The sequence below is a fragment of the Kitasatospora sp. NEAU-CNBT7 genome (genome assembly GCF_057220535.1).
The window spans coordinates 209,804-231,291 of the sequence record NZ_JBXQQB010000003.1 but is presented as its reverse complement, the minus strand read 5'-3'; the positions used below and the strand labels follow the sequence as shown (position 1 = coordinate 231,291).

Genomic DNA, 21,488 nt, shown 5'->3' with positions numbered 1-21,488 from the left:
GGCGCTGGAACACCGGGCGCCGCACCGCGGGGCCGCGGCCTCGGGTGCGTCCGGCTAAGCGGGTGCCGGGAGTTGCTCGGTGGCCCCGGTGGGGGTGGCCGGGTGGAGGGTGACGGTGACGTCGGCGTGCCGGGCGACGAGGTCGAGGTCGTGGCTGACCAGGACGACCGCCAGCCCCCGGGTGGTGCGCAGCCGTTGCAGCAGGTCCATGATCGAGTCGGCGGTGGCGGGGTCGAGCGCGGAGGTGACCTCGTCGCAGAGCAGGACGTCCGGTTCGGCGGCCAGCGCGCGGGCGATCGAGACCCGCTGGCGTTGCCCGCCGGAGAGCTGGTGCGGGTGGCGCGCGGCGAAGGATGCGGGCAGGCCGACCGCGGCGAGGAGTTCGGCGATCCGGGCGGGGTGCCGGTCGTCGGGCAGGGTGCGGTGCAGGCGGAGCGGACGGGCGAGGGTGGCCCCGACGGTGCGGGACGGGTTGAGTGCCCCGAGCGGGTTCTGCGGGACCAGCTGGATGCGGCGGAGCTGGTCACGGCCGCGCCGGCGGTGGGTGGCGGCGAGCGGCCGGCCGTGGAGGGTGAGGGTGCCGCCGGCGGCGGGGTGGAGGCCGGCGAGGGTGCGGACCAGGGTGGTCTTGCCGCAGCCGGAGGGACCGACGACCGCGGTGAGGGTGCCGGGCCGGAGGTCGAGGTCGAGCCCGCCGAGGACGTCCCGGCGGCCGGCGCCGGTTCCGGCGTGGGCGTGGAGGGAGCGGGCCGCCAGGACCGGCCCCGGTACGGGACCGGTGGCCGGGGCCGGGGCCGCCGCGGGCTGCTGGTGCGGCCGGGCGGGAGGTGTGTGCGGGCGGGCGGCGGGGGGTCCGGCGGGTGAGAGGTCGGTGGTGTCGTCGGCGCAGCGGCCGACGAAGTCGGGGTCGTGGCTGGAGAGGGCGACGGTGAGGCCTTGGCCGGCGAGTTCGCGCAGGAGGTCGGCGATCTCGTCGCGCAGGGCGGGGTCGAGGCCGGCGGTGGGTTCGTCGAGGAGCAGGAGGTCGGGGCGGCGGGCGAGGGCCCGGGCGAGGGCGACGCGGCGCTGCTGGCCGCCGGACAGGGCGGTGGGGCGGCGGCGTTCCAGGTGCTGGTCGGTGGGGAGGCGGACCTGGGCGAGGAGGGTGTGCACGGTGGTGCGGGAGGTGTCGGCGGCGCACTCGGTGATGATGCGGCCGACCCGCATCCGGGGGTTGAGGCCGGAAGCGGGGTCCTGTCCGAGGTGGCCGAGGTGGTGGCGGCGCAGCCGGCGCAGCTGCGCGGGTTCCAGGGCGAGGATGTCGTGGCCGAGGACGGTGACCTCGCCGGTCGCCTGCGCTCCCGGCGGGAGGGCCCCGGCGAGGGCGCGCAGCAGGGTGGTCTTCCCGGCGCCGGAGGGGCCGGTGACGGCGTGGATGCGGCCGGGGCGCAGGGTGAGGGTGGCGTTGTCGAGGAGCGGGGTGCCGTCGGTGAGCGCGATGGTCAGCGCGGTGACGCGCGCGGTGGGGGCGGTGCCGTTCACAGGGGTGTCTCCGGGGTGGGCCGGGCGGGGGCGATGGCGTCGGCGGCGAGGTTGACGCCGATGGCGAGCAGGCCGATGGCCAGGCAGGGGGCGGCGACGGCCCAGGGGTTGAGGAGGATGCCGGGGGCGTTCTCACGGATCATCAGGGCCCAGTCCGCTTCGGGGGGCTGGGGCCCGAGTTGCAGGAACGCGGCGATGGAGACGACGTAGACGCCTTCGACGAAGCGCAGCCCGAAGAGGGCGAGGAGGGTGGCGCGGAGGTTGGGCAGGACTTCGCGGGCCATCAGGTACGGGAGGCGTTCGCCGGAGGCGGCGGCGGTCTCGACGTAGCCGGTGGCGGCGACGGGGGCGGCGGCCGCGGCGACGACCCGCACGGCGTACGGGATGCCGAGGACGGTGGCCGCGGTGGCGACCGCGAGGCGTCCGCCGCCGGGCCAGGCGGTGGCGACCAGCATGATGCCGAGGACGGCGGGCAGCAGGATCGTGAGGTCGGCGGCCCGCTCGAGCCAGCCGCCGAGCCTCGGGCGCAGTGCGGCGAGGATGCCGATGACGGTGGCGGCGGCCGTGACGGTGGCGGCGATGGCGAGGGCGGTGGCGATCAGCGGGGCGCCGCCGGCCAGCAGGCGGCTGAGCACGTCGCGGCCGAGCAGGTCGCCGCCGAGCGCGGCGGCGGTGTCCGGTCGGCCGTAGGGGGCGGTGACGGGCCGGTCGACGGGGCTGGGTGCGATGAGCGGGCCGGTGAGGGCGAGCAGCACCAGCAGCAGCGCGGGGACGGCTGCGGCCAGGAGCTTCGCCCTGGCGGGCCGTCGGCGGACGGTCGTGGTGGTGGTCACGGTGTCGTTCCCAGGATGCGGTCGCGGATGAGGTCGGCCAGCAGCAGCAGGAGGCTGATGGCCGTGCCGGTGGCGGCGACGACTCCGGCGACGAGCGGGGTGTCGCGGTCGGCGATGGCTCCGGCGAGGACGGCGCCGATGCCGGGGTAGTTGAAGAGGGTCTCCACGACGACGGCGCCGCCGAGCAGCATGCCGGCGGAGGTGGCGGTGGAGATGGCGACGGCCGGCAGTGCCCCGGGCAGCATGTGGTGGGTGAGGACGCGGCGTCGGGGCAGGCCGTCGAGGATCGCCGCCTGGACGTGCGGGAGGGCGGCCTGGTCGGCGAGGGCGCCGCGGACGATCCGGGTGTTCCAGCCGATCTGCGGGATCGCCAGGGCGAGCAGGGGCAGCACCAGCATGTCCCAGGAGGCGGGCGCGCCGTCGGGGCCGGTGAGGGTCACGGCGGGGAACCATTCGGTCCACTGCGAGAGCAGGAGCAGCAGGGCGACGGAGACGACGAACTCGGGGAGTGCGAACGCCGCGGTGGAGACGGTCGCAACGGTGCGGTCGACCGCCCCGCCGGGCCGCAGGGCGGCCCAACTGCCGAGCGCCAGGGCGCCGGTGATGCTGAGCACGAGCGCGAGCACGCCGAGCAGCAGGGTGTTGGGGAACGGGCCGGCCAGGACGGTGGTCACGGGCTGGCCGTGGGCGGTGGTGCCGAGGTCGCCGGTGGGCAGGCCGGTCATCCAGTCGAGGAACCGGGTGGTGACGGGCCGGTCGAGGCCGAGGGCGGCGCGGCGGGCGGCGACGGCGGCCGGGCCTTCGCCGCGTTCGGCGGTGGAGCTGGCGGCGTCCCCGGGCAGCAGCTCGACCGCGGCGAACACCGTGGCGAGCAGGACGGTGAGCAGGGCCAGGCGCCGGACGGCGAGCCGGGCGGCCCGGCCCGCACCGGGGAGGGTGCGGGCCGGGCCGGACCGGGCCTTCGGCGTGGTGGCGCCGTCGGCGGAGGTGCCCCGGATCAACGGGCCAGCCAGGTCTTCTCGAGCTGGACGCGCCCGTAGCCGGGGAGCTTGGGCAGGTTGCGCACGGCCGGTCCGGCGAGGTCGATGCCGTCGGCCATGCCCCAGAGCAGGTAGCCGGATCCGGCGTACTCGATCTCCTGGAGCCGGTGCAGCAGTGCGGCGCGTTCGGTGGCGTCGGCGGTGCCGAGCGCGGTGCGGTACGCCGTGTCGAACGCGGGGTCCTTGAAGGCGGCCTCGTTCTGGCCCGCGTCGGAGAGCATCGTCTTGGAGGCGAAGAACACCACGGAGTCGTTGGTGCCCCAGTAGGTGGTGTAGAGCGGGGCCTTGAGCCAGCTCTCGTCCCAGAAGGCCTTCGACTCCTGCTTGACCACGTTGATCTTCACGCCGGCCTCGCGGGCCTGGGTGGCGAACAGGGTCGCGGACTCCGCGAGGCCGGGGATGTCCTCGGTGGTGAGCAGGTCGTAGGTCTTCGCGGTGTCGAACCCGGCTTCCGCGAGCAGCCGCGCGGCCTTGGCGAGGTCCCGGGTGCGCTGGGGGATGTCCTTGGCGAAGGCGGGGTCGCCGGTGCCGAGGATGTCGTTGGCGACGCTGCCGTAGCCGGAGAGGACCTGCTTGACCATCGCCTCGCGGTCCACGGCGAGGCGCAGCGCCTCGCGGACCCGGGGGTCGGCGAACGGGCCGTCGGCGGTGCGCATCACGATCGGCATCGCCATGTCGTTCGGGCGGCGCAGGATCTGGACGTCCTTGCGGGACTCGGCTGTCCGGGCGGCGACGGCGCCGACGTTGGAGGCGACGTCGATCTGTCCGGCGAGCAGGGCGTTGGCCATCGCCTGCGGGCTTTCGAAGATCCGCACCTCGATGGCGTCCAGCGGCGCCTTGCCGCCGTACCAGTCGTCGTTGCGCACCAGGCGGGCGTTGCCGTCGCGGAACCAGTCGAGCTTGAACGGGCCGGTGCCGGGCGCGCCGGCGATGGCGTCGTCCCCGGTGTCCTTCTTGACCACGAAGGTGGTCAGGCGGGTGAGCAGCGGCAGGTCGGCGTTGGGGTAGTCGGAGACCAGCAGCACGGTCCGGGCGTCGGCGGCGCTGATGCCTTCGGGCTGGATGCCGGGCAGGCGGCTCTTGCCGGCCGGGGTGTTGCGCAGGCGCTTGAGGGAGAACACCACGTCGTCGGCGGTGACGGGGGTGCCGTCGTGGAACCTGGCGCCCTCGGCGATGGTGAAGCGCCAGCTCCTCAGGTCCGTCGACGGGGTCCAACTCGCGGCCAGGCGGGGTGCGGTGTTGGTCTTCTCGCCCGGCACTGCGAGGGTGTCGTAGATCAGGCTGAGGATCAGGTAGTCGCTCTCGTTGGCCTGGGTGCCGTGCGGGTCGCGGGTGACGGAGGCGGCTTTGCCGAGTGCGCCGACCTTCAACGTCCCGCCGCTGCGGGGCTGTTCGCCGGGGGTGCCGGACGCTGCCCGGTCCGTCGCCCCTCCGGTGCCGCTGCTGCAGGCGGCGAGTGCGCCGGCCGCTCCGATCCCGGCACCGGCCCACAGCAGCTGTCGTCTGGTGACGCCCACGGTCGTTCCTCGTTTCAGGTCGAGCAGTACAGGTCGAGCAGGGCTTGCTTAGGTTTACCTATCCTAAGTTTTGAGGCCACCGCAAGCCGGGTGCGACAGTTTGGCCGACGGGTGACCGGTTCGGACCGTGCGTCAATTGAGCACCTCAGCAGGGACTTTGAAGCAGAGACGGTTCGCTCGTATACCGACGCTGTGACTGACGACACAAATGTAGTCAAACTCTCGAGTAAGGGTTGCCTTACCAACTCGGGGTTGTTACGTTCCTGGCTGTCCGGTCGCCGAGCCGCGCCGGACCGAAGCCGTCTGCGCTCCCCGCCCTCCCCCTGCCGGGCCGCCCGCGACCGCGCCCGGACCCCGCCCTGCCTCCGCCCCGGAAGGTGCCACCGTGCCCACCGCCGCCCCAGCCCCGGTACGCCCGCTCGACGCCGGCCAGTCCGCCGAGCTCACCGCCCTCGCGGCCGAACTGCTGGACCTCCACGGCTCGGCGACCAGCCCCGCGCTGCTCGCCGACCTGCCCCGGGTCCGCACCCGCCTCAGCGCCGGGCTGCACCACGCCCTGCGTCCCGTCGACACCGCGGACGGCCTGTTCGTCGTCCGCGGCCTGCCCGTCGACGACGCCGAACTCGGCGCCACCCCCGGCCACTGGTCCACCGTCGGCGACGCCGGCGCCCGCTGGGACGTGGTCCTGCTCCTGGTGTCCGCGCTGATGGGCACCCCGATCGCCTGGGACGGCCAGCAGGACGGACGCTACGTCCACAACATCGTCCCCTCCCCCGGCCACGAGGCGGTGCAGACCGGCGCGTCCAGCAGCGTCCTGCTCACCCCGCACACCGAGGACGCCTTCCACCCCGGCCGCGCCCACCTGCTGCTGCTGTGCTGCATGCGCAACCACGACGCGATCGCCACCACCGCCGCCAGCATCCGCCGGGCCGTGCTCACCGAGCAGGACCGGGCCGAGCTGTCCCGGCCGGTCGCGCCGATCCTGCCCGACGACGCCTACGAGGACGCGCAGCAGTACGCCGGCCCGCCCGCCCCGGTGCCCACCCTGTTCGCCGCCGACGGCGGACCGACCCTGCGCTACGACCCCGCCTACACCCCGCTCGACGCGGCGGACGACACCTGGCGCGCGGCCTACGGGCGCCTCGCGGACGAACTCGCCCGGGTCTCCGTCGCGGTGAGCCTGGAACCCGGCGACGTCCTGGTGGTCGACAACGACCTGGTCGTCCACGGCCGGGTCCCCTTCACCGCCCGCTACGACGGCACCGACCGCTGGCTCAAGCGCGCCTCCGTCCGCGTGCCCGGCCGCCGCACCCGCCCCGAGGCGGAGGCCGCCGAGCACGGCTACGGCCAGGCCGCCCTCGAGGCCTGGGCGGGCTGAACCGCCACCGGCGCCTCCCCCTCCCCGCCCACCCCCTCGAAGGGACACCCGGATGAGCACCCGGCCCACCGTGACGCCCCACGACGGCGCCCTGCGCGTTCTGAGCACCGGCGACCTCGCCGGCCTCGACATCGGCCTCGCCGACGTCGTCGACACCGTCGAACAGGCCTACCGCACCCTCGCCGCAGGGCAGTCCGACAACCCGCGCAAACTCACCGTCAAGCCCGCCGACGGCCACTCCGTCTCCTACGCGATGCTCGGCCGCGACGGCGTGCGCAACGTGGTCGCGATCAAGACCTCCTACAAGCACGGCCTGCACCGCGGCCGCGAGGAACAGCACTACTACACGACGCTGAGCATCTACGACGACACCACCGGCCTGCCGGTGGCACTGATGGACTGCTCCCGGATCGGCTCCCTGCGCACCCCGGCCGTCTCCGCCCTGCTGGCCCGCGAGTGCGCCGCCCCCGGGGCCCGCACCGCGCTGGTGATCGGCACCGGCACCCAGGGGCGCCTGGCCCTGCCGTTCCTGCTCACCACCCTGCCCGGGCTGGACCGTCTCCTGCTCTCCGGCACCCACCCCGAGGGCATCGCCGCCGTCCGCCGCGAACTGGAGCACCACTTCCCCGGCCGCACGGTGGAGTTGGTCACCGACCTCCGGCGCGCCGCGGGCGAGGCGGACGTCATCGTCGCCACCGCCGGCGGCCACACCCCCGCCGCCGTCGAAGCGGACTGGCTCAGGCCCGGCGCGGTCGCGATCCTCGTCGGCCACGGCCTGGCCCCCTCCACCCTGCACCGCGCCGACCGGGTGATCGCCACCAGCGAGGCGCAGATGTAGGTCACCGGCACCGACATGGCCGACGACGAAGGCAAACTCCCCGCCGTCGACCTCGAACTGCCCGCCGTCCTGGGCGGCGCCGCCGCCGCCCGCACCACCCCCGACCAGCGGATCTTCGCGTACAACAGCGGCCTGGTCGTCACCGACATCGCCCTCGGCCACCGCTTCGCCCAGCTCGCCGCCGACCAGGGACTGGGCACCGAGGTCGCACTGTGGCGCTGACCCTGCCCGCCCATCCCGACCCCGTCCACGACGAACTCGCCGCCGGCGGCCTGCTGCACGACCTCGCCCACGCCTTCGGCGGCCCGTTCCACTACCTGCTGCCCGAACGCTTCGACACCAACCTCGCCGCCTTCCGCACCGCGCTCGACGACGCGGCGGTGGCGGGCACCGTGTACTTCGCGAAGAAGGCCAACAAGGCGGCCGCCTTCGTCGAACGCTGCGCCCGCACGGGCGCCGGGGTGGACGTCGCCGGCCACGGCGAGCTGCGCGAGGCCCTCGGCCACGGCGTCCGCGGCGAGGACCTGGTCGTCACCGGCCCCGCCAAGAACGAGCGGCTGCTGCGCGTCGCCGCCCTCCACGGCGCCCTGATCGCCGTCGACGCACCCGACGAACTGGAACACGTCCTGCGCCTCGACGTGCCGCGGCCCGTCCGCGTCCTGCTGCGCCGCCTCCCGCCGGGCCCGACCGGCAGCCGGTTCGGCCTGGACGGAGCCCAGGTGCACGCGGCCCTGCTGCGCTGCGCCGACGCCGGGGAGCGGGTCCGGATGGAGGGCTTCAGCTTCCACCTGTCCGGCTACGCGGTGCAGCCCCGCACCGACCTCGCCGGCGACCTGGTCGAACTCTGCCTCAAGGCCCGCACCCTGGGACTGCCGGCGGACCGGATCAGCATCGGCGGCGGCTTCGCCGTCGACTACACCTCCGCCGAGCACTGGCGGACCTTCCTCGCCACCCAGACCCCCGACGACTACCACGCCCAACGGTCCTTCGAAGCAGCCGACTTCTACCCCTACCACTCGCCCGTCGCCGGGGCCGACGCACTGCGTGCCGTCCTCGCCGCCCGGCCCCACGGCGCGGGCGCCCCGCTCGCCGCCCGGCTGCGCGAGGCGGGCGTCAGGCTGCTGCTGGAACCCGGCCGTGCCCTGCTGGCCGGCGCCGGATCGTCGGTCTTCGCCGTACAGGGCGTCAAGGACCGCGCCGGGTACGGCATCGTCACCGTCGACGGCACCAGCCTGAGCCTGTCCGAGCAGTGGTTCAACAGCGAGTACCTGCCCGACCCGCGGCTCCTCACCGCGGACACCGGCTCCCCCGCCGAGGAGTACCGGGCCTGCGTGGGCGGCGCCAGCTGCCTCGACTCCGACCTGCTCACCTGGCGCAAGATCGCCTTCCCGCGCCGCCCCGCACCCGGCGACCTGCTGGTCTACCCCAACACCGCCGGCTACCAGATGGACTCCAACGAGTCGCCCTTCCACGACCTCCCGCTGCCGCCCAAGGTCGTCGTCCACCGCGAGGACGGCCGGCTGCGCTGGCACCTGGACCGCCGTCCCGCCTGCTGACCACCCCCTGCCCCCGAGGGAGCCCCACCGCCATGACCGACGCCCTGCACCGCCCCCCGGTGGTCACCCGGATCTCCGAACTCATCGGCTTCACACCGCTGTTCGAGCTCGCCCGGGCCGACAACGGCGCCCGCCTGCTGCTCAAGCTGGAGATGTACAACCCCACCGGCAGCGCCAAGATCCGGATGGCCCGCCAGATGGTCCTCGACGCCGAGGAGCGCGGCGAACTGCGCCCCGGCGGCCACATCGTCGAGTCCACCTCCGGCAACACCGGCCTCGGCCTCGCCGTGGTCGCCGCCGAACGCGGCTACCGCTTCACCGCCGTCGTCGACAACCACGCCGCGGCCGACAAACTGCGCGCCATGCGGGCCATGGGCACCGAACTCGTGCACGTCGCCGAGGACGGCGGCGAGGAGCTCAACACCGCCGCCCGCGAGGAGCTCGCCGAGGAACTGGCCAGGGGAAAGGACAACACCTTCTTCACCGAGCAGCACAACAACCCCAGCAACGCGGTCGGTTACCACCCCGTCGGCCGGGAGATCGCCCAGGCCCTCGGCAACCGCGTCGACGTGCTGATCGGCGCGGTCGGCACCGGCGGCGGCCTGTGCGGCACGGCACGGGAACTGCGCAAGCACGTCCCCGGCGTCGCGGTGATCGGCGTGGAGCCGAAGGGCTCGATCGCGTTCGGCCCGCCCGCCCACGACTACTACCAGTCCGGCACCGGCACCCCCGAGGGCGCCAGCATCGGCCTGCTCGTCGACTACGACCTCATCGACGAAGGGGTGAAGGTCGGCGACATCGAGGCGTTCGCCACCGCCCGCGTGGTCGCCCGCCGGACCGGCCTGCTGATCGGCGGCTCGGCCGGCGGCGTCGTCCACGAGGCCCTGGCCCGCCTGCGCTCGCTCCCGCCGGACGCCACCATGGTCGCCTTCGTCAACGACGGCGGCGAGAAGTACCTGGACACCGTCTTCGACGACGACTGGATGAACGCCCGCGGTCTCATCGACCCCGCCGTCGAGGCGGACGTCGACGAGACCCTCACCAAACTCCGCAGGCCCTGACGGTCGGAGACGTGAAACCCGCCATGCAGCAGCTGACCACCCTGGCCCGCGACAGCCGGGCCCTCGCCGTCCTCGCCGTCCCCCTCGCGCTCACCCAGCTCGCCCAGGTCGCCCTCACCACCACCGACACCGTCATGATGGGCGTGCTCGGCACCGAAGCCCTCGCCGCGGGCGGCCTCGCCCTGGTCGTCTTCAACCAACTCCGCACCATGGGGGTCGGCCTGGTCACCTCCGTCGGCAACCAGGTGGCGGCCGCCGCGGCCCGCGCCGAACGTACCGGCCACCACCCGGCCGCCGGCCAGGACACCGAGGTCCGGGACCTGGTACGGGCGGCGATGGCCGTCGCCACCCTCGCCGGGATGGCCGGCGCCGTCCTGATGGTCCTGATCGGCCAGGCGGCGACCCTGCTCGGACAGGACCCCGCCGTCGCCCACCGCACCCAGGGCATGCTCGCCGCGCTCGCCCCCGGGCTGATCCCCTGCCTCTGGTTCCAGGCGATCCGGCAGTTCACCGTCGGCATGCGCCGCCCGCAGGCGCTGCTGCGGATCACCATCGCCTCCGTCGCCGTCAACGCCGCCCTCAACTGGGTCTTCATCCACGGGAGCTGGGGCCTGCCCGCACTCGGCCTCACCGGCATCGGCGTCGCCACCAGCAGCGTCCACCTGCTGTCCTTCCTCGCCCTGCACACCGCCGCCCGCCGGGACCCGCAGCTCGCACCGCTGCTCTCCCTGGCCTTCTGGAAGGCCGACCCGAGGACCGTCGGCCGCCTGCTGGGCCTGGGCACCCCGATCGCCGCCACCTACGGCTCCGAGGCGGGCTTCTTCTCCGTCACCGCCCTGCTCGCCGGCACCTTCGGACCGGCGGCGCTCGCCGCGCACACCGCCGTCAACCAGCTCGTCTACATCGTCTTCCAGGTCGCCGTCGGGCTCTCCCACGCGGCGTCCATCAACGTCAGCCGCCACCTCGCCCTCGGTGCGTACGGCGCCGCCCGCCGCATCCGCAACACCGCCCTCGCCTGCGGGGCCGCCGTCACGGCCGCCGTCGGCGCCCTCTACCTGGCGCTGCCCGACCTCGTCCTGCGCCCCTACTTCGACCCGCACTCCCCCGCCGACCGGCCGAGCCTGGCCATCGCCACCGGCCTGCTCGCCGTCGTCGCGCTGCTCCAGCTCTTCGACTGCGCCCAGAACATCGGCATCGGCCTGCTCCGCGGCCTCGACGACACCGGGAGCGGCTTCCGGATCACCCTGATCGGCTACTGGGGCGTCGGCCTGCCCGCCGCCTGGCTGCTCTCCCACCCCTTCGGCGGCGGCACCCGCGGCCTGTGGCTCGGCCTGCTCGCCGGCCTGGCCACCACCGCCGTCCTGCTGCTGCGCCGCTACGGCCGGGCGCTCACCGCCCGGGAGAGCACGGCTGCGGCCACCGCCGTGGCCGCGACCGCCTGACCCTCCGCCGGGGCACGCCAGGAGGCCCCACCGGCCGGCCGGTGGGGCCTCGTCCAGGCCCGGAGGGCACCGGGCGGCGTCGGCCGCCCCGGTCTCACGCGGTCAGCAGCCGCCGCAGGCCTCCCGCGCGGGCCCGCTCCACCACCGGGCCGGCCCGCCCGGCCGCCGCCGTCAGGGCGAACCCGGCGGCGGTGCCGAGGACCGCGGCGAGCACGACGTCGTGCGGGTAGTGGACGCCGACCAGCACCCGGGAGAGCCCCATCGGCACCGCGAGAAGCAGCGCGAGCCGGCCGATCCGCCGCTCGACCTGCCACAGGGCCGCGGCGCCCGCGAACACGATGACGGTGTGGTTGCTCGGCAGCGACCAGTCCCCGGCGGCGGGGCAGGCCTCCAGCGTGCGGCCGGCGTCCAGGACCTGGCACGGGCGGGGCTCGGCCAGCACGGACTTGAGCAGGGTGTCGGCGGCGAACACCGCGGTGACCACCAGCGGTACGGCGAGCGCCCGCGCCATGGTGACGCTGTCGGCGCCGCGGGCGCGCCACCAGGCCCACACCATCAGGGCCGCCAGCAGCACCAGCCCGTAGGCGGAGAACGCGGTGACCGCGTGCTGCACGGGGGCGGGCAGCTGCTCGGCCCAGTGGTCGACCCGCAGGTAGAGGCCGCCGTCGAGGCCGCGGCCGTCCACCGCGAGGGCGGTGCCGGGGGCCGTGCCGGGGGCCGTCATCGGGCCCTGGCCTGACGGCGGGAGCGCAGCAGCTCCAGCAGGAGCGGCAGCAGCGACAGGGCGACCACGACGGCGACGATCGGGAGGAGGTAGTGGTCGACGTTGGGCACCGAGGAACCGAGGGCGTAGCCGGCGAGGACCAGGCCGAAGGTCCAGGCGAGTCCGCCGACCACCTGCCACAGGGTGAAGGTGCGCAGGCCGACGCCGAGCGCCCCGGCGAGCGGGTTGAGGACGGTGCGCACGACCGGGACGAACCGGGCCAGCACCACGGCCTTGCCGTGGCCGTAGCGGCTGAGGAGTTCCTCGGCCCGGACCGCGCCTTCGTGCAGGTGCCTGTTGCGGGAGCGGGCGAGCAGGGCGGGGCCGCCGCGGCGTCCGATCAGGTAGCCGGTCTGGGCGCCGGCGAGGGCGCCGACCGCGGCGGCGGCCAGGACCTGGGCGAGGTCCAGGTGGGGCCCGCTGTGGGCGCCGGTGGTGCAGAGCAGTCCGGCGGTGAACAGCAGGGAGTCGCCGGGCAGGAAGAAGCCGACCAGCAGGCCGGTCTCGGCGAACAGGACCACGGCGATGCCCAGCGCGCCGAACGCGCCGAGCAGTGAGCCCGCGTCCAGGGGGTTCACGGCCAGCAGGGCCGATGAGGACAACATCGTGGTGGCGCCTTTCCTCGTAGGGACGGGTCCGGGTCGGGGGACGGATTCAGGTCCGAGGGGGACGGTTTCGGGTCCGGGGGACGGTTCAGTTCAGACGGCGGGCCGCGGCGCCCGGCGCGCGGCGGCCGTCAGGCAGGCCACGGCGAGCGCGATGACGATCCCGAGGACGAGGCTGACGGGTCCGGTGCCGAGGTCGAGGCCGCCGCGCTGGCGGCTGACGCCGGCCCAGTCCGCGAAGCACGCGCCGAGCGGGCGGGTGAGCACGTACGCCCACCAGAACGCCAGGACGGGCGGTGTCCGCAGGGCACGGTGGCCGAGCGCGGGCACCGCGATCAGGCCGAGGAACAGGAGGCCGGAGGGCAGGTAGCCCCAGCCGAGGGTGGCCGCGGTCAGGTCTCCGACCGCCGTGCCGAGCGCGAAGGTGGCCATCACCGTCGCCCAGTAGAAGACCTCGCGGCGCCCGCCGTCGACCGTCCCGACCGCGAGCGTGCCCTCGGTCCTGCGCCACACCCCGAACAGCGCCGCGAGGGCGAGGGCGAAGGCGAGCGCGGAGGCGGCGTACGGCACTCCGAGCGCGACGTGGGCGACGTCCGCGGCCATCGTGCCGAACACGCTGACCATGACCACCGCCGACCAGTACACGGCCGGTACGTACCGGCGGCTGCGGGCCTGCGCAAGCAAGGTGACGGCGAGGAGCAGCGCCGCCGCCGCGACCGCCGGGACGGGGCCGAGGGCGCGGGCCAGGTAGTCGGAGGTGGTCTCGCCCATGCCGGTGGTGAGGATCTTGACCAGCCAGAACGCCGCGGTCACCTGCGGGACCTTGCTCCGGACGGTCGCGCCGGGCCCGGTGCGGGGGACGGCCTGGGCGGGTGCGGTGGTGCTCACGGGATCAGCCGCCCAGCGTGGTGTTGCCGGTGATGGTGTCGCTCGTCCCGTCGACGGTGACCAGGTGGCGTATCCCGTCGGGGCCGAGGACGACGGCCTGCCAGGCCCGGCCGCCGCCCTGCTCGGGCACCGCCCGCAGCGACTCCACCTTGCCGCCGGGCACCCCCGAGGAGGCCTTCACCACGGCGTCGGCCGCGTCCAGGGCCGGCAGCGGCGCGGGCGCGCGGCCGCCGTCCCGGCCTTCGTCGTGGCCGCCGTCGCGGCCCTCGCGGCCCTCGGCCCGCCCGGCGCCGTCCCCGGCCGCGGCCGCGTGCCCGCCGTGCGCCTCCCGCTCGTGGTGCAGGGCGACGGCGGCGCCGCCGCCCACGACCACCACGGCGGCCGCACCGGCCGCGATCCAGCGCGCGGAACGTCCGCGCGCCCACCGCCGGACCAGCACCGCCCTGCCCGGCTTCCCCTGCGACTGCTCCGCACCGACCGGCTCGCTCATGACGCCCACCCCGACTCCCTACCGGGTCCGGGACCCTCGCCCGGACGACACGATCAGCTTGACCGGACGGGGCTGAAGGGTTCCTGAAGACCTGAAGAAGCCTTCAGCCGACCGCCCGCGGGACCTGCCACCCTGGGGGTATGCGAGTACTGGTGGTGGAGGACGAGCGCAGGCTGGCGCTGGCGTTGCAGCACGGTCTGACCGCGGAGGGGTTCACCGTCGACATCGTCCACGACGGCCTGTCCGGCCTCGCCCGGGCGACCGACCACCCGTACGACGTGATCGTGCTGGACATCATGCTGCCCGGCCTGAACGGCTACCGGGTGTGCTCCAGGCTGCGGGCGGCCGGGAGCGACGCCGGCATCCTGATGCTGACCGCGAAGGACGGCGAGTGGGACGAGGCCGAGGCGCTGGACACCGGCGCCGACGACTACCTGACCAAGCCGTTCTCCTTCGTCGTCCTGGTCGCCCGCCTGCGGGCGCTGGCCCGCCGGATCGGCAGCCGGGCACCGCGGCGCACCGTCCTCGGGGACCTCGTCGTCGACTCCGCGGCCCGTACCTGCACCCGGGGCGGCACCGCCGTCGCCCTCACCCCCCGCGAGTTCGCGGTGCTCGACCACCTGGCCCGGCACGCCGGTGAGGCGGTCTCCAAGCGGGAGATCCTCGAGGAGGTCTGGGACAGCGGCCCCGACAGCGACCCGAACACCGTCGAGGTCCACATCAGCGCCCTGCGCCGCAAGATCGACACGCCGTTCGGACGCGCCGCCGTGCAGACCGTGCGCGGCGCCGGCTACCGGCTGGCGGCCGACGGTGGCTGACCGGTCCGTCCCCGCCCTGCTGCGGGCCGTGCGCCGCCGGACGGCCGCGACGGCCGACCGGCTCACCCGCCACCCGCGCGTCGCCGCCCTGCTGCACCTGCTCGCACCCCGGTCCGTGCGGACCCGCACCACCGCCGCGGCCTGTGCCGGGGTCGCCGTCGTGCTGCTGGTCGCCTGCGGCGCCGTACTGCTGGTGCTGCGCGTCAACCTGGAGCGCAGTGTCGAGACCGGCGCCCGCGAACAGGCCCAGGTGGTCGCCCACCTCGCCGCCGGCGGCCACCTCGCCTCGCCACTGCCGCTCGACCACGGCACCGACTTCATCCAGGTCCTGGACGCGGGCGGCAACGTCGTCGCCGCGAGCCAGAACCTGCTGGGCCGCCCCGGGCTCGTCCCCACCGACGGCAGCTACAACCTCGGCCACCGCGGCGAGGACTCCCACCAGCGCGTCACCACGGTCACCACCGACACCCCGGGCGGACCCGTCACCATCCACGTCGGCGCCTCCCTGCGGACCGCCGACACCGCCGAGGACCTCACCACCGCCGCGTTGGCCGCGCTGAGCGCCCTGGTGCTGGTCACCGTCGCGATCCTCACCTGGCGCACCACCGGCCGCGCCCTGCGGCCGGTGGAGGCGATCCGCGCCGAGGTCGCCGCGATCAGCGACCGCGACCTCGCCCGGCGCGTCCCCGATCCCCGCAGCGACGACGAGATCGCCCGCCTCGCCCACACCATGAACGCCATGCTGGCCCGCCTCGAGGCCGCCGGAGACCGCCAGCGCCGCTTCATCGCCGACGCCTCCCACGAGCTGCGCAGCCCGCTCGCCGTGCTGCGCACCCAGCTCGAGGTGGCCCACACCCACCCCGACCCGGCGGTGCGCCGGACCATGGTCGAAGGCGCGCTCCAGGACACCGAACGCCTGCAGGACCTCGCCGGCGACCTGCTGCTGCTCGCCCGCCTCGACAGTCCCGGCCGGCCCCGGCCCGACGACGCCCTCGACCTCGCCGACCTCGTACGCTCGACCGTCCACGGCCGCATCCCGCCGCCCCACCCGATCGAGCTCCGGGTCCCGGACAGCGTGACCGTGCACGGGCAGGCGCAGTGGCTCGGCCGCCTGCTGACGAACCTGCTCGACAACGCGCAGCGGCACGCCGCCCACCGGGTCACCGTCCACCTGCACCTGGACCCGGCCACCGGGAACGCCGTCCTGGACGTCACCAACGACGGCGCCCGGATCGCCCCCCGGGACCGCGAGGCCATCTTCGAACGGTTCACCAGACTCGACGACGCCCGCAGCCGCGACGACGGCGGCAGCGGCCTGGGCCTGTCCATCGCCCGCGAGATCGCCACCCTCCACGCGGGCACCCTCACCGTCCACGACACCCCCGGCGGCACCACCTTCCGCCTGACGCTGCCCACCGCCCCGCCCCCCGTACCGCACGCCCCCACCTGACCGGCCACCTGACCGGGCACGCGGGGGCCGGTGCTGCCCGGCCGGGGCAACCCGGTTGCCGGGGAGGCGGGTTCGCGGGTTCAGCGGCCGGTTCGGCGGGCCGCCGGGCCGGTGGCGGGCCGGGCGGCCCGGGCCAGCAGGGTGATGTCGCCGGCGACGGCCTCCGGGGCGGGCGCGACGGTGATCCCGGCGACGGGGTCCAGACCCGGGTGCGAGCCGACCCGTACCGCCCGCTCCGCGTGCCGGAGCAGGTCGAAGTCGTCGATGTCGTTGCCGAACGCGACGTACTCCGTGATCCCCATCGACGCCAGGGCCTCCCACTTGGTCGTCGAACCCGGTGCGAAGCCGATGATCCCCTCGTCCAGGTGTGGTTGACCGTCACCCCCAACCCGCGCCCGGCCTCGGCGAGTTCCGCCATCTCCGCGCGGCGCGAAGACCGGTCATCAGCGGATCCTGTCCGGATGCCCCACGGGTCACGCCAGGTCGAGGAGTTGCTCGTGGAAGCCGCCGAATCCGCGCACCTCGTCGACCAGGTGGACCTCCAGGATCCAGTGGCAGCGCCGGCCGGCCCGGTCCGTGCGGCGCAGCGGACGGTCGTTGTCCGGGGTGATGTAGGACTCGGCCTTGGCGCCGTCGACGGTCTCGTGCGGGAACTCCCCCACCAGGTGCCCGGCGTGCCAGCCGCCCAGGCCCCAGCCCCGTTCGGCGGCGAGCCGTTCGACCTGTGCGTACAGTCCGCTGCCGGTGATCGCCGGGTCGGCGTGGAAGGCCGCCCGGCCGGCGTCGAAGACGGCCGTGAGGTCTTCGCGCAGGCGGTGCTTGTGGGGGTCGTCGCCGAGGACGAAGGTGCGCCCGAAGTCGGCCTCGTACTCCTCGAAGATCGGCCCGAAGTCGGCGAAGGCGATGTCGTCCTCGCCGATCACCCGGTCCGGCGGGTTCTCCTGGTACGGGAACTGGGTGTGCGGGCCGGAGCGCACGATGCGCTTGTGCCAGTGCTTGGTGGTGCCGAACATCTCGTTGGCGAGGTCGCGGATCCGGTCGCTGACCTCGCGTTCGCCGGCGCCGGGGGCCACCAGGCCGCGTGTCCGGACCTCGGCGAAGAGCCGTTCGGCCTTGCCCTGGGCGTGGACGAGACCCAGGGCGCGCAGCTGCTCGTCCATCCGGTCGGGTGTTCCCATGGTGCGTTTCCTCTTCCTGATGTGCTGTCACGGGGTCGCGCGTACGGGGACGGAGGGCCGGCCGGAGCCGCCGTCCCGGGCGTCGCGCCGGTGGCGCAACCGGGTGTGGGCGCGACCCCTGGCCCACTGCTTCGACAACCCCGTGGAAGCATCCTGCATCTGCGAGGGACAGTTCGTAAAACGCCTGGCAGATACTTGTCATTTCGGCCAATTCGCCCGCAGCTGCCAGGTCCGTGAATCGTTCTCCCCGCCGAGTGCCACGGCCGCCCGCGCCGGGCTTACGCCCGTGCGACCAAGCGGGTGGGAAGGCGCGGTCCCCGGCGAGGCGGCGGAGCCACCGTCGGCGGCCCGCGGACGCTGGGAGCCACAGACCGGCTGCCGAGGAGGTAGAGCCCATGAGGTTCGTTCAGATCATCGAGTTCAAGACGCGTCGCATCGACGAGTTCACCGCGCTGCTCAACAGCTGGGTCGAGCAGAACGCCGGCCGGTCGCTGGTGACGCGGGCTCTGCAGACCCGCGACCGCGACCAGGAGAACGTGTACCTGAACATCGTGGAGTTCCCGTCGTACGAGCAGGCGCAGGAGAACTCCGACCGCCCCGAGACCGCCGCGTTCGCCGCACAGCTCGCGGCGCTCTGCGACGGTCCCCCGGTGTTCCGCAACCTCGACCTGCTGGACGAGATGCACCCCCAGGGCTGACGGATCAGCTGAGGCTCGCCCGGGTGAGACCGGGTCAGGTCACGCCGGGTCAGATCAGGTGAGCACGAAACAACCCCGCCGCTCCAGCTCGCCGAGCACCGGAAGGGCGGGGTCCACCTCGTTCCAGCGCAGATCCAGCTTCTCCAGCGACGGCAGTAGGGCGAGCCAGTCGGGTACGTGAGTGAGGCGGTTGCTCCGCAGGTCGATCTGGCGCAGGCGCGGCAGGCCGGCCAGCGGTTCCGGTACCCGGGTCAGGGCGTTCTCGCGCAGGTCCAGGTGGCGCAGTTCGGACAGCCCGGCCGCCGACGCCGGGAGGCGGTCGACGGCGTTGCCCCGGAGCCACAGCTCCCGCAGGTTGCGGAGCCCGCCGATGCCGTCCGGGAGGGTGGTGAGCCGGTTGTGCTGGGCCCTGAGCTCGATGAGGCCGCTCATGGCGCCGATGGTGGGCGGGAGAGCGGTGAGGGAGTTCTCACCGACGTTGAGGTACCGCAACCGGGCCAGGCCACCCAGCGAGTCCGGCAGCCGGGTCAACCGGTTGTCGTGCAGGTAGAGGCAGCCGCTGAGGCCGGTCAGTCCGCCGAGTTCGCCGGGCACCGAGGTCAGTGCGTTGTGTCCCAGGTCCAGGGTTTCCAGCTGGTGGAGCCGCCCGATGTCCGGCGGGAGCGCGGTGAGTCCGTTGTCCGCGAGGATCAGCACCCGCAGGCCGGTCCGCCGCCAGACCGACTCCGGTACCGCTCCGAGCTCCTGACGCCACAGATTCAGGGTGTGCTCCACTGCCGTCCCCCTTCGCGGGCCGTGGACGGCCGGGACCGGCTCGACCTCGGCCAGCCTAGGCGGCCGGGCGGCCGGGCGGCCACGAGGCGGTGCGGGGACCCGGCAGCGGGTGCGCGGGCCCGGTGGGGCCGCTGGTCCGGATGGCGCCGTGCGGGTGCGGCCGGGCGGCCCGGCGGCCACGGTGAGGGGATGAACATCGTGCTCGTACTGGAACTGGACGTGCCGACCAACGTGCGGCTCCTGGGAACCGACCGCTCGCCGGCGGACCCGCAGGGGCCGGTGCGGCACGCCCATGCCGCTCCCCTGGACGCCTCGGGAGCCTGCGGCCCCCTCACCCTGTGCGGCCGCGACACCGGCGAGATGACCCTCGCCCCGCACCGCGCGCCCGACCCGGACCAGCCGTGGTGGCCGACCCAGTGGCACGCGTGCCACACCTGCCGGACCACCAAGGGCGGCGCCGCTCCGGTCGCCGACACCCCGGCCGTCACCGCCGTCACCGCCGACGACCCGGCCGGCGGTGACGGCGACGGGCCGGCGGCGGACCGGGCGGCGCGCCGGACCTGATCCTCCGGCACCCGTTCACCCGGCGGCGCGCTGCCGGCGGCCGGTCCGCCGCGCAGCCGCCGACCCACCCGGGACGGCGCCGGGGAGGGCCGGGTGGTCAGCCGTACCGTCAGGGCACCCGGATCGACCGCCAGGCCCTACCGCGTACGGGGCCGAGGGTCGCCGCCGTCCCCGTACCGGCACGGCACGACCCTCCTCAGTGGACGCAGAACTGGTTCCCGTCCGGGTCCCGCAGCACGGTCCAGGTGAGGCCCGGAGCGCTGTGCTCGCCGACGACGCTCGCGCCGAGGGCGACCAGCCGCTCCACCTCCCCCGCCATGCCCCGGTCGGGGGCGGCGGCGAAGTCGACGTGGAGGCGGTTCTTGTCCCGCCGCTCGTCGGCCACCCGCTGGAAGCCCAGGGCCAGCGGCTGCGCCTTGACGATGACGAAGTCGCCGTAGTCCTGGGCGATCTCGCCTCCGACCGCGGTCGCCCACCACCGGGCCAGCTCCTGCGGCTCCGCGCAGTCCATCGTGATCATCACTGGTGTCAGACTCATGATCGTCACCCTAGCCACGACCGCCGACAGCCGTCAGTGCCGCGCGGCGTGCGCTGGTGCCGGTGGGCGGGCGGGAGCAGGCTGAGAAGTGCACACCCGATGCCCGCCGAAGCCTCGGAGGCCTTCCGTGACCGATGCTCCTGTCCCCCACCCGGCCGGCCCGATCGTGGTCGGCACGGACGGTTCGGCCCCCGCCACGCAGGCCGTCGCCTTCGCGCTCCGCGAGGCCCGCCTGCGCGGTACCCGGCTGCGGGCCGTGTGCGCGTACGAGTACGCCCCCACCCAGCACTCCGGTTTCGAGTGGACGGCCGCCGCCGGGCCGGGCAGCGGTCCCGTCCCGCAGCAGAGCGATCTCGTCGCGCAGGCCGTCGCCGACTCCGTCGAGGACCTGCAGCGGCAGCTCGGCGGGCCGTCCGTGGAGGTGGAGATCGTCTGCAGTCCCGGCCGCCCGGCGCAGGTCCTCCTCGACGCGAGCGAGGACGCCGCTCTGCTGGTGGTCGGCTCCCGGGGATCGGGCGCCTGGGGACGGCTGACCCTCGGCTCCACCAGCACCGAGGTCGTCCACCACGCCCGGCTGCCGGTCGTGGTCGTCCCGGCGGACCACGTCGCCGCGTCCTGAGCGCCGATACCGCGGCCTCCCCCCACCCGGCCACCCGCTGACCTGCTGGAATGGAGAACACCGCCGGGAGCATTACGGTGGAGGCATGGGCCGTTTGGAGTCTCCGGGCGGCGCGGACCGAATGAGGCGTTTCGCCCGCGCCCTGTCCGCGGACCCCGTGGAGACCCTCCTCTACCTGCCGGAGGAGCTGAGCCGGCACCTCGAGCACCCGGTGGCGTACGACGTCGACACCGCGTGGGAGGAGCACCTGCACAACCTGCTCGGCGCCCCGTGGCCGTGCCCGGAGGCGCCGCACGCGGCCGAACTGTGGGGGTCCGTCGAGCGGGAACTGCACGACCGGGGGCTCGCCTTCGGGCGGCACACGTACGGCGGCTACAGCGACGCGGACGAGTCGCTCGCGCGGGCCGTGCGGTGCGTGGTGCTGCACCGGCACGCCGAGGTCGTCGTGGAGACGGGGGTCGCCCGCGGTGTGATCAGCCGGTACGTCCTGGAGGCGCTGGAGCAGAACGGCCGCGGCCACCTGTGGAGCATCGACCTGCCGCACCCCTTCCGTCCCGGCCTCCGCCCGGAGACGGGCGCGGCCGTCCCCACCCGCCAGCGACGGTCCTGGTCGTACATCGAAGGGTCCAGCCGGCGACGCCTGCCGCGGCTGGGACGGCAGTTGGGCCGGGTCGACGTCTTCGTCCACGACAGCCTGCACACGGCGCGCAACACCCGGTTCGAGATGGACCGGATCGGCCGGATCCTGGCGCCCGGCGGTGTGATGCTGATCGACGACATCAGCACCCACCAGGGCTTCGCCCGCTGGACCGGGGCCGCCACCGGCATCACCTCGCTGGTGTGCCCCTCCGCCGACGGCGAGGGACTCTTCGGGGTGGTCTGCGCGAGCGGCGCCTGACCGCCCGCGGGCCGCGGCC

General features: G+C 74.7%; 24 protein-coding genes. 12 read left to right on the top strand and 12 right to left on the bottom strand.

What is annotated here, in order from left to right:
• Positions 1–54: 54 nt before the first annotated feature.
• Genes AC2TEW_RS05965 through AC2TEW_RS05950 form a run of 4 tightly spaced genes read right to left on the bottom strand, consistent with a single transcriptional unit; the run spans position 55 to position 4,911 of the window.
• Positions 55–1,521, bottom strand: a complete 1,467-nt coding sequence (locus AC2TEW_RS05965) for an ABC transporter ATP-binding protein (RefSeq protein WP_484622250.1) — start codon at positions 1,519–1,521, stop codon at positions 55–57.
• A complete protein-coding gene (locus AC2TEW_RS05960; RefSeq protein WP_484622249.1) occupies positions 1,518–2,354 on the bottom strand; it encodes an ABC transporter permease in 837 nt (278 codons plus the stop codon). Before AC2TEW_RS05960 ends, AC2TEW_RS05965 begins: the two co-directional genes overlap by 4 nt.
• Entirely contained in the window at positions 2,351–3,355 is a 1,005-nt protein-coding gene (locus AC2TEW_RS05955; protein ID WP_484622248.1) for an ABC transporter permease, read from the bottom strand. Before AC2TEW_RS05955 ends, AC2TEW_RS05960 begins: the two co-directional genes overlap by 4 nt.
• Positions 3,352–4,911, bottom strand: coding sequence for an ABC transporter substrate-binding protein (locus tag AC2TEW_RS05950; RefSeq protein WP_484622247.1), 1,560 nt, complete (start codon positions 4,909–4,911; stop codon positions 3,352–3,354). Before AC2TEW_RS05950 ends, AC2TEW_RS05955 begins: the two co-directional genes overlap by 4 nt.
• Positions 4,912–5,296: 385 nt before the next feature.
• On the opposite strand from AC2TEW_RS05950, the gene AC2TEW_RS05945 reads away from it, so the two are divergent.
• The 6 genes from AC2TEW_RS05945 to AC2TEW_RS05920 are packed head-to-tail and all read left to right on the top strand — an operon-like array spanning position 5,297 to position 11,186.
• Positions 5,297–6,289, top strand: coding sequence for a TauD/TfdA family dioxygenase (locus AC2TEW_RS05945; protein ID WP_484622246.1), 993 nt, complete (start codon positions 5,297–5,299; stop codon positions 6,287–6,289).
• 52 nt (positions 6,290–6,341) lie between these two features.
• Complete coding sequence (locus AC2TEW_RS05940; protein WP_484622245.1) at positions 6,342–7,127, top strand: ornithine cyclodeaminase family protein; 786 nt, start codon at positions 6,342–6,344, stop codon at positions 7,125–7,127.
• 15 nt (positions 7,128–7,142) lie between these two features.
• Entirely contained in the window at positions 7,143–7,349 is a 207-nt protein-coding gene (locus AC2TEW_RS05935) for a hypothetical protein (RefSeq protein WP_484622244.1), read from the top strand.
• Complete coding sequence (locus AC2TEW_RS05930) at positions 7,340–8,683, top strand: type III PLP-dependent enzyme domain-containing protein (RefSeq protein WP_484622243.1); 1,344 nt, start codon at positions 7,340–7,342, stop codon at positions 8,681–8,683. Before AC2TEW_RS05935 ends, AC2TEW_RS05930 begins: the two co-directional genes overlap by 10 nt.
• A 32-nt stretch (positions 8,684–8,715) precedes the next feature.
• Positions 8,716–9,744 carry a cysteine synthase family protein gene (locus AC2TEW_RS05925; RefSeq protein WP_484622242.1) on the top strand — a complete coding sequence of 343 codons (1,029 nt, stop codon included), beginning with the start codon at positions 8,716–8,718 and terminating at the stop codon, positions 9,742–9,744.
• A 23-nt stretch (positions 9,745–9,767) separates the two neighbouring features.
• A complete protein-coding gene (locus AC2TEW_RS05920; RefSeq protein ID WP_484622398.1) occupies positions 9,768–11,186 on the top strand; it encodes an MATE family efflux transporter in 1,419 nt (472 codons plus the stop codon).
• Positions 11,187–11,280: 94 nt separating this feature from the next.
• Here AC2TEW_RS05920 and AC2TEW_RS05915 read toward each other — a convergent pair whose 3' ends face one another.
• The 4 genes from AC2TEW_RS05915 to AC2TEW_RS05900 all read right to left on the bottom strand — a co-directional run bounded on the left by AC2TEW_RS05915 (position 11,281) and on the right by AC2TEW_RS05900 (position 13,932).
• On the bottom strand, positions 11,281–11,910 hold the full coding sequence (locus AC2TEW_RS05915) for a phosphatase PAP2 family protein (RefSeq protein WP_484622241.1): 630 nt from the start codon (positions 11,908–11,910) through the stop codon (positions 11,281–11,283).
• Positions 11,907–12,554, bottom strand: coding sequence for a DedA family protein (locus AC2TEW_RS05910; protein ID WP_484622240.1), 648 nt, complete (start codon positions 12,552–12,554; stop codon positions 11,907–11,909). Before AC2TEW_RS05910 ends, AC2TEW_RS05915 begins: the two co-directional genes overlap by 4 nt.
• A 93-nt stretch (positions 12,555–12,647) precedes the next feature.
• Entirely contained in the window at positions 12,648–13,442 is a 795-nt protein-coding gene (locus tag AC2TEW_RS05905; protein WP_484622239.1) for a COG4705 family protein, read from the bottom strand.
• A 4-nt stretch (positions 13,443–13,446) separates the two neighbouring features.
• Positions 13,447–13,932 (bottom strand): hypothetical protein, encoded by a 486-nt coding sequence (locus tag AC2TEW_RS05900; RefSeq protein WP_484622238.1) that lies wholly within the window; start codon positions 13,930–13,932, stop codon positions 13,447–13,449.
• A gap of 140 nt (positions 13,933–14,072) precedes the next feature.
• Between AC2TEW_RS05900 and AC2TEW_RS05895 the strand changes: the two genes are divergently transcribed.
• Both AC2TEW_RS05895 and AC2TEW_RS05890 read left to right on the top strand, forming a co-directional pair.
• The gene (locus AC2TEW_RS05895; protein ID WP_033821112.1) at positions 14,073–14,750 is read left to right on the top strand and encodes a response regulator transcription factor; all 678 of its coding nucleotides are present in this window, start codon (positions 14,073–14,075) and stop codon (positions 14,748–14,750) included.
• Complete coding sequence (locus tag AC2TEW_RS05890) at positions 14,743–16,200, top strand: sensor histidine kinase (RefSeq protein WP_484622237.1); 1,458 nt, start codon at positions 14,743–14,745, stop codon at positions 16,198–16,200. Before AC2TEW_RS05895 ends, AC2TEW_RS05890 begins: the two co-directional genes overlap by 8 nt.
• A gap of 80 nt (positions 16,201–16,280) precedes the next feature.
• Here the strand turns inward: AC2TEW_RS05890 and AC2TEW_RS05885 are convergent, their stop codons facing one another.
• A complete protein-coding gene (locus AC2TEW_RS05885; protein WP_484622236.1) occupies positions 16,281–16,502 on the bottom strand; it encodes a hypothetical protein in 222 nt (73 codons plus the stop codon).
• A 171-nt stretch (positions 16,503–16,673) separates the two neighbouring features.
• Complete coding sequence (locus AC2TEW_RS05880) at positions 16,674–17,378, bottom strand: M24 family metallopeptidase (RefSeq protein ID WP_484622235.1); 705 nt, start codon at positions 17,376–17,378, stop codon at positions 16,674–16,676.
• Between the two features lie 395 nt (positions 17,379–17,773).
• Here AC2TEW_RS05880 and AC2TEW_RS05875 point away from each other — a divergent pair, with 395 nt between their 5' ends.
• The gene (locus tag AC2TEW_RS05875) at positions 17,774–18,076 is read left to right on the top strand and encodes a hypothetical protein (protein ID WP_484622234.1); all 303 of its coding nucleotides are present in this window, start codon (positions 17,774–17,776) and stop codon (positions 18,074–18,076) included.
• A gap of 54 nt (positions 18,077–18,130) precedes the next feature.
• On the opposite strand, the gene AC2TEW_RS05870 is transcribed toward AC2TEW_RS05875, so the two are convergent.
• The gene (locus AC2TEW_RS05870; RefSeq protein ID WP_484622233.1) at positions 18,131–18,850 is read right to left on the bottom strand and encodes a leucine-rich repeat domain-containing protein; all 720 of its coding nucleotides are present in this window, start codon (positions 18,848–18,850) and stop codon (positions 18,131–18,133) included.
• A gap of 189 nt (positions 18,851–19,039) precedes the next feature.
• Here AC2TEW_RS05870 and AC2TEW_RS05865 point away from each other — a divergent pair, with 189 nt between their 5' ends.
• Positions 19,040–19,414, top strand: a complete 375-nt coding sequence (locus AC2TEW_RS05865) for a hypothetical protein (RefSeq protein ID WP_484622232.1) — start codon at positions 19,040–19,042, stop codon at positions 19,412–19,414.
• Positions 19,415–19,610: 196 nt separating this feature from the next.
• On the opposite strand, the gene AC2TEW_RS05860 is transcribed toward AC2TEW_RS05865, so the two are convergent.
• Positions 19,611–19,952: a VOC family protein gene (locus tag AC2TEW_RS05860; RefSeq protein ID WP_484622231.1), complete on the bottom strand. Its 342-nt coding sequence runs from the start codon at positions 19,950–19,952 to the stop codon at positions 19,611–19,613.
• A gap of 127 nt (positions 19,953–20,079) precedes the next feature.
• Between AC2TEW_RS05860 and AC2TEW_RS05855 the strand changes: the two genes are divergently transcribed.
• Together AC2TEW_RS05855 and AC2TEW_RS05850 are read left to right on the top strand one after the other, a co-directional pair.
• Entirely contained in the window at positions 20,080–20,571 is a 492-nt protein-coding gene (locus AC2TEW_RS05855) for a universal stress protein (protein ID WP_484622230.1), read from the top strand.
• A gap of 121 nt (positions 20,572–20,692) precedes the next feature.
• Positions 20,693–21,469 (top strand): class I SAM-dependent methyltransferase, encoded by a 777-nt coding sequence (locus tag AC2TEW_RS05850; RefSeq protein ID WP_484622229.1) that lies wholly within the window; start codon positions 20,693–20,695, stop codon positions 21,467–21,469.
• The last annotated feature ends 19 nt before the right edge of the window (positions 21,470–21,488 follow it).

Coding starts and splice junctions, on each gene's coding strand:
- AC2TEW_RS05900 (WP_484622238.1), bottom strand. CDS start 13,932: ATGAGCGAGCCGGTCGGTGCGGAGCAGTCGCAGGGGAAGCCGGGCAGG.
- AC2TEW_RS05920 (WP_484622398.1), top strand. CDS start 9,768: ATGCAGCAGCTGACCACCCTGGCCCGCGACAGCCGGGCCCTCGCCGTC.
- AC2TEW_RS05865 (WP_484622232.1), top strand. CDS start 19,040: ATGAACATCGTGCTCGTACTGGAACTGGACGTGCCGACCAACGTGCGG.
- AC2TEW_RS05860 (WP_484622231.1), bottom strand. CDS start 19,952: ATGAGTCTGACACCAGTGATGATCACGATGGACTGCGCGGAGCCGCAG.
- AC2TEW_RS05875 (WP_484622234.1), top strand. CDS start 17,774: ATGAGGTTCGTTCAGATCATCGAGTTCAAGACGCGTCGCATCGACGAG.
- AC2TEW_RS05885 (WP_484622236.1), bottom strand. CDS start 16,502: ATGGGGATCACGGAGTACGTCGCGTTCGGCAACGACATCGACGACTTC.
- AC2TEW_RS05925 (WP_484622242.1), top strand. CDS start 8,716: ATGACCGACGCCCTGCACCGCCCCCCGGTGGTCACCCGGATCTCCGAA.
- AC2TEW_RS05850 (WP_484622229.1), top strand. CDS start 20,693: ATGAGGCGTTTCGCCCGCGCCCTGTCCGCGGACCCCGTGGAGACCCTC.
- AC2TEW_RS05880 (WP_484622235.1), bottom strand. CDS start 17,378: ATGGGAACACCCGACCGGATGGACGAGCAGCTGCGCGCCCTGGGTCTC.
- AC2TEW_RS05940 (WP_484622245.1), top strand. CDS start 6,342: ATGAGCACCCGGCCCACCGTGACGCCCCACGACGGCGCCCTGCGCGTT.
- AC2TEW_RS05910 (WP_484622240.1), bottom strand. CDS start 12,554: ATGTTGTCCTCATCGGCCCTGCTGGCCGTGAACCCCCTGGACGCGGGC.
- AC2TEW_RS05915 (WP_484622241.1), bottom strand. CDS start 11,910: ATGACGGCCCCCGGCACGGCCCCCGGCACCGCCCTCGCGGTGGACGGC.
- AC2TEW_RS05895 (WP_033821112.1), top strand. CDS start 14,073: ATGCGAGTACTGGTGGTGGAGGACGAGCGCAGGCTGGCGCTGGCGTTG.
- AC2TEW_RS05935 (WP_484622244.1), top strand. CDS start 7,143: ATGGCCGACGACGAAGGCAAACTCCCCGCCGTCGACCTCGAACTGCCC.